Raw genomic sequence first — 11,778 nt, forward strand, 5'->3', positions numbered from 1 at the left:
GCTGGGTTGGCTCCTCCGTCCAGACACCCGTTATGGGGTGGCAGGGACGCGTGACTCACGCCCCGCAGTCCACACAGCAGCACCACGTGCGGCGATGTTGTGGGAAGCGTTCCGGTCTGCGTGGGCAACGACCCCGCAGTTACGGCAGATGAAGAGACCTTGATCGACACGGTTGCGCTTGTCGGTGTGGCCGCACTCGCAGCACATCTGCGAGGTGTACGCGGGATCGACGTACACCAGCGGCACACCGGCGCGCCGGGCCTTGTAGACGATGAAGTCTCCGAGCTGGGAGAAGGCCCAGGAATGGAGCGTGACCCGTTGCGGCTTGCGGAGCCGTACCCTCTGCCGGATGCCTGTGAGTTCTTCCAGGGCGATACCGGCCGAGGTGCGTTCAGCCTCGGTCACAATCGTCTTCGCGATGACGTGGTTGGTGTTCTTGGCGTGCCGCTGCTCGCGGCGTGAGCGTTCCTTGAGCCTGCGCTTGGCCGACTTGGTTCGCTTCTTCTGGAGTTTGGCCCGCAGCGTGAGCTGCCGCTTGCGGTACCGGTTCAGGCCGCGCCCGACGGCCTGGTAGCCGGTGGACGTGGTGGCGATGTTGGCGATGCCGAGATCTACGCCGACGAAACCGTCCGGCTCGTACACGTCGGGCTCGGGTATCTCGCACGTGGCGATCAGGTAGAACACGCCGTCACGTTCGATCAGGTCGGCTTCGCCCTTGCGGAACTCGCGGAGTGTCTTGAGCGACTCCGCCGAGCACACGAACCGCACACCTTTGAGCCGACCGACCGTCGTCCAGATGCTCACGGTCTGGGCGTCGTACTGCCACGAAAGGCACCGGTCGTCGTACGGCTGTGCCGCGTTCGGCCGGAACGTGATCGGCTTCGACTCGGCCTTGATCCGGCGCTTACTGCCGGTCTTGCCGAGGTTCCCGGCGCGGATGTTCGCCTTCAACGTGGTGTAGGCGTCACGCGTTTTCTTGATCACGTGTTGTGCCGCCTGAGCGCCGAGCCCGAGTTCCTTGAGCTGCGCATAGGTGTGCTTGCGCAGCTCGTACTCACGCGGAATGCCGCGCTTGAACGCCACCCGCGACACCCAGCACGCGGCCTCGTTAACGGTGCGCAGGGTCACCGACAGCGCGGCGGCCTGGTCGGCCTCCGGTATCAGCTTCACCTGCGTCACGATCTTCACAAGGCGGATCGTAGCATTGATCTATGTCACCTCGATGGGAACCAAACCCCAACATCCGCAGGGGCCGAAGCGTCGTCCACACCCTTCACGCCCACTTGGTCTTCACCCCCAAATACAGGCGCGGACCCTTCACAGACGAGATCCTCACGCGCTGCGAAGAGGTCATGCGCGCCGTCTGCGCCGACTTCGAAACCGAACTCGTCGAGTTCAACGGCGAACGCGATCACGTACACCTCCTCGTGCGCTACCCACCGAAGGTGGCCGTGTCCCGGCTGGTCGGATCCCTCAAGGGAGTCTCTGCGCGCCGACTCCGGCAGGAGTTCCCGGCCCACATCCGCAGGTACCTATGGGGCGCGCACTTCTGGTCGCCCTCCTACTTCGCCGCGTCGTGCGGGGGCGCTCCGTTGTCGATCATCAAGGAGTACATCGAGAACCAGAAGCATCCCGGCTGAGGCCGACAGCGCAGACCCGTCACCAGCGCGGGTCAGAGCAGCCCAGAGAAGCGATTCCTCCCGGGCGTGAACGCCCAGGGTTCCTCGCTAGAACAAGCTGAAGGGCGGACACTGCCTTGGGTCTCACGACCTTCTGGCGGTCCGCTGTCTCCACGTCGGTTCCCAGACATCGGGGTGCGGGCTCTGCACTCGGGTCGCCTCCAGGTGGGCGCGGAACGCGTCGAGCGCCGGGTGCCGGTTGTCGCCGCGCCAGATCAGGGACATCGGGTAGACCGGGGTCGGGTTCCGCACCGGAATGCGCCGCAGGTCATAACTGTCGGGCCAGAGATAGCGTGATCCTTGGCCCACGAGGGTCGCGAGGTCGGCGGAGTCGGCGATCTCGTCCAGCAGCGCCTCGTTCCCGAAAACGGGCCCGACGACATCGATCGTGAGCCCAAACGCGGCGGCGAACTCGTCGTAGTAGTCGGCCCACTCGGTGCCGGGCGCCATGCCGGGCATCCAGATGCGGTGTCCGGCGAGTTGTGCGGGCGTGACGCTGTCGGCATCGGCCAGCGGATGGGAGGGCCCGACGAGAAGCTCGTGCGGGTCGTCGATCACTCAGGTGCTCTTGATCGGGGCCGGCAGGTGATGCTCGGCGACGGTGATCGCGTGGAACGTGGCATCGATCGTCCCGGCTTCGACGGCGGCGATCGCGGTGTCGACGTCGGCGTTCAGGGTCACGACGTCGAGCTCGATGTCAGGACGCGTGCGATAGAAGTCCTGGAGAAGCACCGCAGGAGCGATCCGCCGGTTGATCACGTCGACGCGCAGGGCGCGCCGGCCGGGGCGCACGGAGGCATCGGCCCGGTCCTCCGCCCGGAGGAGTTCGCGGGCGTGGGGCAGGAACGCCTGGCCGTCGATGGTGAGCTCGGCGCCACGCGGTGTGCGGGTGAACAGCCGTACTCCCAGGTCCTTTTCCAGCACGGCGATGCGCTTGGAGACGGCTTGCTGGGTGATCGACAGGGCTGCGGCGGCTTCCTGGAACTGGCCGGCGTCCGCGGCCGCGACAAAGGTGCGCACAGCGTTGAGATCCACTCGCCCACTCTATTCACACCGCGCCCGGTGGTCGTGACGGACCGGAGGGCGGTGCGCTGCTGCCGTGCCCACGGCCACGGCGTTCGCGGCGACGATCACGGCGATGGCCGTCCACGATGCCGGGTCGAGGTGCTGGCCGAGTATCACGAGGCCCACCAGTGCCGCGCACACCGGCACGCCGGCCACGGGTCAGCCGGTCATTGCTCTCCTCGGGCCTTGAGCCAGTTGGCGGCCCTGGTGGCCGACGCTTGGGACAGCCATGCGTCCTGAACGACTTCGGTCAGTTCCGTCAGGGTGAGTTCGCCGATCCGGCCGGCCCGGAGAAGTACCGACAGATGGCCGTCGAAATGCGCCGTGGTGAAGAAGGGGGACGCTTGGTCCTGCACCAGAGCCTGCTTGTCGGACGCGGACGGCACCCAGAAGACGATCACGTCCGCGTAGCGTTCACCGGTCCCGGGATCGAAGGCGTCAGGGCGGGGAGTACGGAAGAAGACGAATGACTTGTGTCCCACCTGGTAAACCGGGTTGCCGGCGGAGCCGTGGACAACCGTGACATGAGGCATCCCCAATGCCAGTTCGTGCACGTCCTCAACCCGCGCCCGGCGCGATCCAGCCGACATGGCAGCAGGACACAAGGGGCACTCGGTGTGTTTCGGTCCCATTGGGCCGGGGTTTCTTCGGCGGGGTGCGCTGTTCCGGCGCCGCGCGAACCGCCGCCTCACCGGTGAAAGGAAGCGGCTTCATTCACTGTCACCGCGGACCACGGCGGCGTAGCGGTCCCCCAGCGTGGTGCGAAGGTTCCTCAACTGCTGGGCGGCGACGGCCGCGACGTGCGATGAGGCGGGCTGTACCGCGGAAGTGATCCACCAGCTCACGTCGGGCCGGCCATCGCGCATGCTTGAACGGAGCAGGGCGTCGATCTCCGTCACGTGTCGCGCGAAGGCAGTAGCCCACTCCTGCTCATCGGGGCGCAGGAACGGCGAGCGCCTGAGCAGGAGCAGGTTGACCTGCGTCAGCCGGCCAGTCACCTCCTGGTCGTCGTACTCGGTCGCCATGATGGATGACCGCTGCGACTCCTCCAGGTCAGAGAGTGCTTCCCACACCTCTTTGAGCGCTTCCACTCTCTGCACGCGGAACTCGGCGCGCTGTTCGCGCGCTTGGACGCGTCGCCACTGCCACAGGCCCGTGAGGGTGGCCAAGGCGGTTCCTGTGAAGGTGAGACCGCCTACCGCGACCGCGTCGGAAACCATACGGCGACGCTACCGGGGTCCCTCCTCGGGGAACCGGCCTTCGGCAAGGTCGCAGTCGATCCGGGGCTGAACCAGGCCGGTTCGGCCTGCCGACCCCGCAACGAACAGCTCTCCTGCGGCTGGGCCGACCTCGCCGAGTCGGGTATCGGCGCCGCACACGACGGTCCGACGCCGACCCGCCGGGTCCCTCCCGGCCGCGCTGGGCACGGTCCTCGCCCCTGAGAACCCGCACACGGGTGCGGGCCGTAGCCGCCTCGATCCGTACCGACGGGGCGACGGCGGCCGCGAGACTGCTGATCGACGCGGCCGCCCCGTGAAGACCTCCGTGCGTCGGCACCGCAGAGGCCCAGCTCAACGCGAACGTCAGGCAGGCAGTCGCTCCAGCAGCGCCGTGAAATCGGTCCCCGGCGGCAGCGTCCCGAAGGCGAGTCCGCGGTCTCCGGCGAGCCGCGACGCGCAGAACGCGTCCGCCACGGCGGTCGGCGCGTGCCGGACCAGGAGCGCACCCTGCAGCACGAGGGCCGCGCGCTCGATGACCCGGCGGGCCCGCAGCGGCGCGTCCTCGGTGAGGACGAGTTCGCCCTGCAACTGCTGCCAGGCCGCGTCGAGCCGCTGGTCGCCGCCCGCGGCCGCCTCGATCTCCGTACGGAACGCCGCCAGGGACTCGGGCTCACGGGCCAGCGCCCGCAGCATGTCCAGGGCGTTGACGTTGCCGGAGCCCTCCCAGATGCCGTTGAGCGGGGCATCGCGGTACAGCCGCGGCATGCCTGACGCTTCGTCATATCCGTTGCCGCCGAGGCATTCCAGGGCCTCGGCCACCGCTACGGGCTGCCGCTTGCACACCCAGTACTTGCCGACCGCCGTCGCCAGGCGCAGGAAGGCGCGCTCCCCCTCGTCGCCGCGCTGGGCGCGGTCGGCGGCGCCGGCCAGGCGCAGCGCGAGCGTGGTGGCGGCCTCGGACTCCACGGCGAGGTCGGCCAGTACGTTGCGCATCAGTGGCTGGTCGATGAGCTTGGCGCCGAACACCGAGCGGTGGCGGGCGTGGTGGGCGGCCTGGGCCAGTGCGGCGCGGGTGCCGGCGGCGGAGCCGAGGACGCAGTCGAGCCGCGTCATCGTCACCATGTCGATGATGGTGCGGACGCCCTTGCCCTCGGTGCCGACTAGCCAGGCCACGGTGTCGTCGAACTCGGGCTCGCTGGACGCGTTGGAGCGGTTGCCGAGCTTGTCCTTGAGCCGCTGGATGCGGAAGGTGTTGCGGCTGCCGTCGGGCAGGACGCGCGGGACCAGGAAGCAGGACAGGCCGCCGGGCGCCTGCGCGAGCACAAGGAAGAGGTCGTTCATCGGGGCGCTGGTGAACCACTTGTGACCGCGCAACCGCCAGGTCCCGTCGGCCTGTTCGATGGCGGAGGTGGTGTTGGCGCGCACGTCGGTGCCGCCCTGCTTCTCCGTCATCCCCATGCCGGCGAGCAGGCCCCGCTTGCCGCCCGGGGTGTGCAGACCGGGTTCGTAGACACGGCTGGTGAGCAGGGGCTCGTAGATCTTGGCCAGGTCGGGCGCGTGGCGCAGGGCGGGGACGACGGCGTACGTCATGGAGACGGGGCAGCCGTGCCCGGCCTCGGTGCTGCTCCACACCATGAAGGCGGCGGCCCGCGCCACATGCGCGCCGGGCCGTTCGTCCGCCCAGGCGCTGCCGGCCAGACCCTCGCCCACCGCCACGTCCATCAGGGCGTGGTACGAGGGGTGGAAGTCGACCTCGTCGATGCGGTTGCCGTAGCGGTCGTGGGTGCGCAGCACCGGCTCGTAGCGGTTGGCCTCGTCGGCCCAGCGCTGCACCTCCTCGCTGCCCGCGCGGCGGCCGATCCGGTGGAGGTCGTCGAGTGACCATGCGGCGCCCTCGCGGCGCACGCCCTCGAGGAGGACCGGGTCGTCGGCGATGTCGTGGCCGGTCAACGGCGGTACCTGGTTGGTCACTTCGTGCGTCACGGCGGTGGGGTTGCTGGGCGGTGCGCCGGTCGTGGCCATCGGATCTCCTCATGGATACGAGATGCGGAATACGGGATCGGGTTCAGGTTCGGGGATGTGTGCGGCCCGGCGGGACAGTGGTTCAGGTCCCCGGCGTCGCGCCCGCGCAGCGCAGGGCCATGGCGGTGAGTTCGCTGATGAGCCGGTCCGCGTTGTGCGCGGCCGGGGTGCCCAGCGGGTACACGAGGACCTCGCCGATGGCACCGGTGAGCGCGGCTGCGGTGACGTCCACGTCCTGCTCGGGCAGCAGTCCGACGGCCATGCCGTCCTGGATCACCGCGCCGAACAGCGCCCGGTAGCGGCGCCGGAACGCAAGACGCTCCGCACCGACCGCCGGCTCGGCGGGGGCCGCGAGGAGGGCGTAGGCCAGGCCGTGGTTCTCCAGGGCGCGCCGGGCGAACACCTCGACGCCGCGCCGCAGTCGCTCGGCCGGGTCCCCGTCGCCCTCCAACACCTTGCCCAGCACGTCCACCTCACGCTGCGCGGCCCGCCGGAACACCTCGACGGCGAGCGCGGATTTGGACGCGAAGTGCTGGTAGACGGAGCCGGCGGCGATCCCGGCGGCGTCGGCGACGGCGGTCACGGACGCCTGGACCCAGCCGACCTCGGCCACGACCTCGGTGGCTCGGTCGACCAGATGCTGTCGTGTGGCTTCGAGCCGACGAATTTCGGCTGGGGTCTTGCGGTAGGCCATGAAAGAAGTGAACCACCATTCAGAGTTTCCCGCCATGGCCGGTTCCCGCCGGCTCGGCTCGTCAGGAGAACCGGTGGTGGTACGAGCCCGCGACAGCCCGTAGGGACCAGGCCGCTGCGCACCGGCCTCCCGTGAGCGGGGATCGCCGGACGGCCGCGAGGTGCAGGGCAGCCCTGAGGTGCCCAACTTGCCCCGGACCGCTACATGTTCTCCTCCAGACGGTTCAGCCGAGACGTGTTGAGCCTGGCCGCCTGGCGCGTCAGATGGTCGCGCTCGGCGAGGTTGGGTGCCTTGTCGGCCGCCTCCGCGTACAGCTGTGCCGCCGTCGCCAGGTCGCCGGCACGCTCGTGGAGATACGCCGCCACCGCGGTGTGGCGGGGCAGCGAGTCGGTCAGCTCCGCGAGCGCCGCCAGGCCGGCGCGTGGTCCGTCGGCCTCACCGACGGCGACTGCGCGGTTGAGCCGGACGACTGGGCTGTCGGTCAGGCGCGTGAGCTCGTCGTACCACTCCACGATCTGCACCCAGTCGGTCTCCTCGGCGGCGGGCGCGTCGGCGTGGAGGGCCGCGATGGCGGCCTGGGCCTGGAACTCGCCCAGGCGGTCGCGGGCGAGGGCCGCCTGGAGGATCTCGACACCCTCGGCGATCAGCTCGGTGTCCCACCGGCCGCGGTCCTGCTCGGCGAGCGGCACCAGACTGCCGTCGGGTGCGGTGCGGGCGGCGCGGCGGGCGTGATGGAGAAGCATGAGGGCCAGCAGTCCCCTCACCTCGCCGTAGAAGATGTGGCGAGCGTCGATCGCGGCCGCGAGCTGCCGGGTGAGGCGGATGGCCTCGGCGGCGAGGTCTATGTCGCCGGAGTAGCCCTCGTTGAAGACCAGGTAGAGGACGCGCAGCACGGTGGCGACGTCGCCGTGCCGGTCGAACCGCACGTCGGCGACGGTGCGCTTGGCCCGGCTGATGCGCTGCGCCATGGTCGCCTCGGGCACCAGGTAGGCCTGGGCGATCTGGCGGGTGGTGAGCCCGCCGACGGCGCGCAGGGTGAGCGCGACCGCGGAGGACGGCGTCAGCGACGGGTGAGCGCACAGGAAGTAGAGCTGGAGCGTGTCGTCCGCCGCGGGTGCGGGTCCGGGTGCCGGTTCGTCGTCGACGAGGTCCTCACGCCGCCGCCGGGCGGCGTCCGACCGGGTGGCGTCGAGGAACTTGCGCCAGGCCACGGTGACCAGCCAGCCCTTCGCGTCCCGCGGAGGGTCGGCCGGCCAGACGCGGACCGCCTCGACCAGCGCGTCCTGCACGGCATCCTCGGCCGCCGCGAAGTCGGCTCCGCGGCGGACGAGGACGGCGAGCACGCTCGGCGTGAGGCTCCGGATCAGGGCCTCGTTCATCGATGAGGTCACTCCGTGATGCAACTGGCATGCGAGCCGAGGAACGGGCGCAGCTCGAGCCATTCGTGGATCGGCTTGCCGCCCGCCCCGGGTTCGGCCGACAGCTCGCCGGCCAGCTCGACGGCGCGCTCGTAGCTGTCGACGTCGATCACCATCCAGCCCGCGATGAGGTCCTTGGTCTCGGCGAACGGGCCGTCGGTGACCGGCGGGCGGCCCTCACCGTCGTACCGGACCCACGTCCCTTCGGGGGCGAGCGCCTGGCTGTCGACGAACTCGCCGGTCTTCTCGAGCCGGTCCTTGAAGTCCTGCATGTACTGCACGTGTGCCGAGATTTCCTCGGGCGTCCACTGCGCCATGGGGACGTCGTTGACCGGAGCCGGAGCGCCCCGGTAGTGCTTCAGCAGCAGGTACTTGGCCATCGTGTTCTCCTCGGTGCTGGTACGACCCATTGTGGTCGTTTTCACCTCGGGGACGGAGCCGACCACGGGTTCTCGACATCGCCGTGCACACCTTTTTTGGGCCTCGTGTCGGGCCTCGTGGATGAGGCTGGTGAACGACGTCGCCGGTGCCCGCAGGGCTGATCGCACGTGGTCGGGGTCAGTTGTGTCGCAGGGCGGCGAGGGTGCTGTTCAGGTCGGTGCGGTCCGTGCGGTTGTAGGGGAGTTTTCCGAGCAGCTTGGCCATGGCGCAGCTGTTGGAGAGGGCGGAGTAGACGAGGCCGGCGGCGATGCCCGCGGAGAGCAGCTGGAAGGCGGGGTGGACCACCAGGCCGAGGAGGAGTCCGAGCAGGACGACGGAGCCTGCGGTCAGGCGGACTTGGCGGTCCATGGCCCACTTGGGTGCAGGGGTGGTTGCCGGCCGGTGCAGGTCTCCTCCCGCGGAGGCCCATGCGGCGGTTCCGCCTTCGAGGCCGGCGGCGGGGATGCCGTTTCGGGACAGGGTGGCAGTCGCGTTCTGCGAGCGGTTACCTGAAGCGCAGACCACGAGCAGCTCCTTGGCACCGGCCGCCTCACGGAGGGTGGGTATCGCGTGCTCGAGGTCGTCGAGAGGGATGTTGTGGGCGCCGGGCAGGTGTCCGTCGGCGTACTCGCCGGGGGTGCGAACGTCGATGACGATCAGGGTGTGCAGGCGTTCACGGACGGCGCTGGTGGTGAGGGTCGTGTTCATGGGTTTTCTGTCCTTCTGTTGTGGTGGGGCCGGGTCAGATGATGCTGTCGAGGAGCATGAAGGCGGCCACGGCCAGCAGGACGTAGGCGAAGACGTGCTGCAGACGGTCGCCGGAGATCTTCGCGGCGAGGCGTTTGCCGTCCCAGGCGCCGAGGACCGCGGCTGCGGTGAAGGGGGCGATGACGGCCCAGTCGAGGGCGTCGGCGGTGCCGGTGCGGGTGGCCAGTGCGGCGAGCGAGTCGATGACGATGACCAGGAGGCTGGTGCCGACGGCGGCCTTCATGCGCAGGCCGAGGACGCCGACGAGGGCGGGTACGGCGAGGAACCCTCCGCCGACGCCGAGCACGCCGGTGACGGCGCCGAGCCCGGCTCCGGCCCCTGCGGCTCTGAGCGGCCGCACCGGTCTGTCTTGTACAAGACGGCTTGGACTGAGCATTCGCCAGGCGGCGAGCGCGGCGATCACCGAGAAGGCGATGGTCAGTGCGGCGGCGGGGATGTGGCCTGCTGCGAGGCCGCCGAGCATGGCGGGGCCGGTGCCCGCGGCGGCGAACAGCAGTCCGGACCGCCAGCGAACGTTGCCGTCCCGGGCGTGAGCGACCAGCGAGCTGATCGATGTCACGGTGACGATGATCAGGCTCGCGGTGGTGGCGGCGACGGGGGTGAAGCCGAGCAGGTAGATCAGTGCGGGCACGGCCAGGACGCTGCCGCCCCCACCGAGCCCGCCCAGCGCCAGGCCGACCGCCGCGCCTGCCACCAGGGCAAGGATGAGCACGCTCATATGACGGTTCCCGCGGCACCGGCACTTTCGGCGTCCAGGACGGGCAGTCCTTGGCGGGCCCATGCCCGCATACCGCCGATGACGTCGACGGCGTACAACCCCTGTTCACGCAGAGGACGGGCAGCATGCCGGGACCGCCGCCCGGCGCGGCAGATCAGTAGCAGAACGGCGGTGCCTTCCTGAAGCGTGTGGTGCGCTTCCACGACGCCGACGCGACGGGGACCTGTATCGGGGCCGGAACCGGGAGCGGGACCGGGACGGAATGTGGGCATGGCGGGGCTGGGACTCCTCTCGGTGTCGATCAGGGGGCTCAGGCAGCGGAGCGGATGGTCAGACCGGCCTCTGCCGCCCGGTCGAAGCCGTCGTCGACGGCGACAACGTCCCGCCCGGCCGCGTCCAGCAGCGAGGCCGCGATCCCGGCCCGCATGCCGCCGGCGCAGTGCACCCACACCTGCCCGGCAGGCACTTCGTCGACCCGCTGGTGCAGTGCGTGTACGGGAATGTGGACCGATCCCTCGACGTACCCGCCGGCCCGCTCGGAGTCGCGGCGCACATCCAGGACCACCGGCGGCACCTCTGCCCGGGAGAGCTCGGCGGCCAGGTCGGCGAAGGCCGCCCGGCGGAACGAGGCAGGAACCCGGCCGGGGCGCAGCCAGTCGGACGGGCCGCCGGTGGCGGCGGCTGCGGGGCGGTCGATCCCGACGCGGACCAGTTCGCGCTGAGCGTCGGCGAGCTGCTGGGGCGTTTCGGCGAGCAGGGTGACGGGCTTGCCCCAGGGGATCATCCACGCGAGATAGGTGGCGATCTTGCCGTCGGCCTCGAAGTTGAACGAGCCCGCGACATGGCCCTCGGCGAACGCGACGCGGTGACGCAGGTCCACCACCCACTCACCTGCTGCGAGCCGCACGCTGATCTCCTCGGCGTCCGCGCGCCGGGGGGCGGTCAGGTCGACGGGGTCCGGGCCGGCGGAGTTGGCCGGGCCCATGTGCGCGTAATAGGCGGGGACGTCCTCCAGGCCGGCCAGCAGACCGGCGACGAAGGAGTCGACGTCCTGGACCAGGGCGGCGTTCACGGCCTTCTCGCGGCCGATGGTGCTCGCCTCGCCCGCGGCCTGTCCGGAGGAACAGAAGCTGCCGAAGCCGTGGGTCGGCAGGATCGAGGTGTCGTCGGGCAGCTCGGCGGCGAGGCGGTGTGCGGAGGCGTGCTGGGCGCGGGCCAGGTTCGCCGTGAGGCGCGGTTCGACCAGGTCGGGGCGGCCCACGGTGCCCATCAGCAGGGAACCGCCGGTGAACGCGGCGGCCGGCGTTCCGGCTTCCTCCAGGACGTATGCGGTGTGGTGCGGGGTGTGACCGGGGGTCGCCATGGCCCGCACGGACAGTCCCCGGTCGATCTCGATCACATCGCCGTCGTGGACGGCGACGCGGGCGAAGGAGACCTGCGCGGCGGCCGGCACCAGGTAGGCGGCGCCGGTGACACGGGCCAGTGCCAGGCCGCCCGTGACGTAGTCGTTGTGGATGTGCGTCTCCACCACGTGCGTGATGCGCACGCCGCGGCGCGCGGCCGCCGCGATCACCTGGTCGATGTCACGCGGCGGGTCCACTGCCACGGCGGCCCGGGCACCCCCGGCCAGGTAGTGCCGGTTTCCCAGACCCTCGGTCTCGATGGTGTCGACGAAGAACACGTGCGGCCCACTTCCTCTTGGATACCCCCCCGGGTATTAATTTCACCGTAGCAGATTACCCCCGGGGGTATAGTCGGAGGAGATTCGCCCCGT

At 70.2% G+C, this 11,778-nt stretch carries 11 protein-coding genes and 1 pseudogene; 1 reads left to right on the forward strand and 11 read right to left on the reverse strand.

Going from position 1 to position 11,778, the window contains the following annotated elements:
* Positions 1-30: 30 nt before the first annotated feature.
* Positions 31-1,188 (reverse strand): RNA-guided endonuclease InsQ/TnpB family protein, encoded by a 1,158-nt coding sequence (locus ACY0PA_RS04295; RefSeq protein WP_473083405.1) that lies wholly within the window; start codon positions 1,186-1,188, stop codon positions 31-33.
* Positions 1,189-1,211: 23 nt separating this feature from the next.
* Here ACY0PA_RS04295 and tnpA point away from each other — a divergent pair, with 23 nt between their 5' ends.
* Positions 1,212-1,640, forward strand: a complete 429-nt coding sequence (gene tnpA / locus ACY0PA_RS04300; RefSeq protein WP_473083406.1) for an IS200/IS605 family transposase — start codon at positions 1,212-1,214, stop codon at positions 1,638-1,640.
* A gap of 123 nt (positions 1,641-1,763) precedes the next feature.
* Here tnpA and ACY0PA_RS04305 read toward each other — a convergent pair.
* The 10 genes and pseudogenes from ACY0PA_RS04305 to ACY0PA_RS04350 form a co-directional block, all read right to left on the reverse strand.
* Positions 1,764-2,714: pseudogene (locus ACY0PA_RS04305) on the reverse strand (LysR family transcriptional regulator).
* A 197-nt stretch (positions 2,715-2,911) separates the two neighbouring features.
* The gene (locus ACY0PA_RS04310; RefSeq protein ID WP_473083407.1) at positions 2,912-3,334 is read right to left on the reverse strand and encodes an MmcQ/YjbR family DNA-binding protein; all 423 of its coding nucleotides are present in this window, start codon (positions 3,332-3,334) and stop codon (positions 2,912-2,914) included.
* A 120-nt stretch (positions 3,335-3,454) separates the two neighbouring features.
* The gene (locus ACY0PA_RS04315; RefSeq protein WP_473083408.1) at positions 3,455-3,964 is read right to left on the reverse strand and encodes a hypothetical protein; all 510 of its coding nucleotides are present in this window, start codon (positions 3,962-3,964) and stop codon (positions 3,455-3,457) included.
* Between the two features lie 363 nt (positions 3,965-4,327).
* On the reverse strand, positions 4,328-5,986 hold the full coding sequence (locus ACY0PA_RS04320) for an acyl-CoA dehydrogenase family protein (protein ID WP_473083409.1): 1,659 nt from the start codon (positions 5,984-5,986) through the stop codon (positions 4,328-4,330).
* A gap of 82 nt (positions 5,987-6,068) precedes the next feature.
* On the reverse strand, positions 6,069-6,680 hold the full coding sequence (locus ACY0PA_RS04325) for a TetR/AcrR family transcriptional regulator (RefSeq protein WP_473083410.1): 612 nt from the start codon (positions 6,678-6,680) through the stop codon (positions 6,069-6,071).
* 200 nt (positions 6,681-6,880) lie between these two features.
* Positions 6,881-8,059: an RNA polymerase sigma factor gene (locus ACY0PA_RS04330; protein WP_473083411.1), complete on the reverse strand. Its 1,179-nt coding sequence runs from the start codon at positions 8,057-8,059 to the stop codon at positions 6,881-6,883.
* A gap of 8 nt (positions 8,060-8,067) precedes the next feature.
* Positions 8,068-8,478 carry a YciI family protein gene (locus ACY0PA_RS04335; protein WP_473086231.1) on the reverse strand — a complete coding sequence of 137 codons (411 nt, stop codon included), beginning with the start codon at positions 8,476-8,478 and terminating at the stop codon, positions 8,068-8,070.
* Between the two features lie 178 nt (positions 8,479-8,656).
* A complete protein-coding gene (locus ACY0PA_RS04340; RefSeq protein ID WP_473083412.1) occupies positions 8,657-9,226 on the reverse strand; it encodes a rhodanese-like domain-containing protein in 570 nt (189 codons plus the stop codon).
* A 34-nt stretch (positions 9,227-9,260) separates the two neighbouring features.
* A complete protein-coding gene (locus tag ACY0PA_RS04345) occupies positions 9,261-10,004 on the reverse strand; it encodes a sulfite exporter TauE/SafE family protein (protein WP_473083413.1) in 744 nt (247 codons plus the stop codon).
* Between the two features lie 310 nt (positions 10,005-10,314).
* The gene (locus tag ACY0PA_RS04350; RefSeq protein ID WP_473083414.1) at positions 10,315-11,685 is read right to left on the reverse strand and encodes a rhodanese-like domain-containing protein; all 1,371 of its coding nucleotides are present in this window, start codon (positions 11,683-11,685) and stop codon (positions 10,315-10,317) included.
* Positions 11,686-11,778 lie beyond the last annotated feature (93 nt).

The organism is Streptomyces sp. DS1-CR2 (assembly GCF_055760475.1).